The 1728-nt window shown below is 41.2% G+C and carries 1 protein-coding gene and 1 pseudogene; both read right to left on the bottom strand.

Annotation, left to right across the window (positions count from 1 at the left end; translation table 11 throughout):
* A pseudogene (locus AC6F75_RS13225) lies at window positions 1-639 on the bottom strand (diphosphomevalonate decarboxylase); the annotation flags it as partial.
* Between the two features lie 222 nt (window positions 640-861).
* Window positions 862-1728: aminoacetone oxidase family FAD-binding enzyme (locus AC6F75_RS13220; protein ID WP_500715561.1), on the bottom strand; the 867-nt coding region annotated here is incomplete at its 5' end.

Genomic DNA, 1728 nt, shown 5'->3' with positions numbered 1-1728 from the left:
ATGCACTTCAAAAGGATATTTTGTTCCGAAAAGATGACTGCTTCCGGGAATTTCGGGATGATCTCCCCATACAATCAGCGGGCCTTCGATGCTGCGACAGGCACTCCCGGAGCCAAGTCGTGCCAGAAATGAGGCTTTTTGTCTGAAATATTCTTTGGGAATATCAGGGTTAAATTTTTGTTCCATATCTATCAAACACAATGCTAATGCACTCATCCCGCTGGCAGAAGAAGCGATTCCGCTACTGTGTGGAAAACTATTTGTGGTCTCCAGTCGGTAACGGTAATCTTTTAAAAAGGGAATATAATTTTCTATTCGCTGAAAGAATTTTAAAATCTTAGGCTCAAAACCTTCTTCTCTTTTTCCGTCTAAATAAACTTCAAATTCATAGTCCCCTCCCGGCCTTTCGCCTATGGGCGAAGAGGAGTTTTTCTCATAAAACAAGGTTGTTTTTGTGAAGCAATTAGAAAGTGTAAAGCTGATGGAAGTATTCTTGGGCAATTGTGCGCCATACTTTCCCCAGTATTTAACCAGGGCAATATTGCTGGGTGACTGCCAGCTTACCTGACCTTTTTCAAGGGTGTCGTGGTATGGTTTTGAATGAAAATCGTGTTCGGTCATAGCGGGGCAAAGATACATTATTCTTGTTTTAATTTTAAACATTCCGAAACTGAACACTGCTACTGATCACTAAACACTTTTTCGCCACAAAGGCACGAAGTCACAAAGTTTCACAAAGAAAGAAATTAAATATTAAAAGCTCCTTGTCACCCTTTCACCTTGTCTCCCAATCATGCATACTCCTAAGATGAAATCCAAATTCCAAATTACTCCCGCAGATTTCGCAGATTCTCGCAGATATTATTCTGAAATAGCCCGCGCCACCAAAAACCCACTCGTCCAGCAATTCTGAAAATTAAAGCCTCCGGTGATGGCGTCAATGTTGAGGACTTCGCCTGCCAGGTATAGGTTTTTATGGACTTTGCTTTCAAACGTCTTAAAGTTGATTTCTTTTAATTCTACACCGCCGGATGTGACAAATTCTTCTTTAAACGTGCTTTTACCGTTCACTTCAAATTGGCATTGGGTGAGTTGGTTGGCCAGATTTTGCAACTGATTTTTATTGATTTCAGCCCATTTAGTTTCTAAATCTATTCCGGTTGCTTTGACAAGGCTTTGCCAAAGGCGTTTGGGCAATCCAAACTGTGGGTATTTTGTGACCAACTGTTTGGCATTGTCGTTTTTAATTTCCTTTAATTGTTCCAAAGTTTCGTCAAAACTCAGGTACTCCAGCCAATTGACTTGCAGTGTGAATTTATAATCGAGTGCGTTTAATTCCCTTGCTCCCCAAGCGGAAAGTTTTAAAATTGCCGGACCGCTCAACCCCCAGTGGGTAATGAGTAATGGCCCTTCACTTTCCAATCCCGCTCCTAAAACTTTTACTGAGGCTTGAGTGGAAACGCCGGGCAATTCAACAATGCGTTTGTCTTTAATATTGAATGTAAACAACGATGGTACCGGCGGGACGATGGTGTGTCCCAATCCTTCAAGCAGTTTCCAGATTTTGGGATTACTCCCGGTGGCGATGACCAGGTGATTGGCTTGAAAAGTTCCTTGAGTAGTGTCAACCTTCCAAAACTCATTTTCTTTTGCAACTTCCTGAACGGAATGGTTCATTAGAATATCAATCCCCAATCTTTTAGTTTCATTTAAAAAACAATCAATAAT

The sequence above is a fragment of the Planktosalinus sp. genome (genome assembly GCF_059864935.1).
Note: the sequence above shows the minus strand (reverse complement) of the source record. Positions and strands in the feature narration are given on the sequence as shown.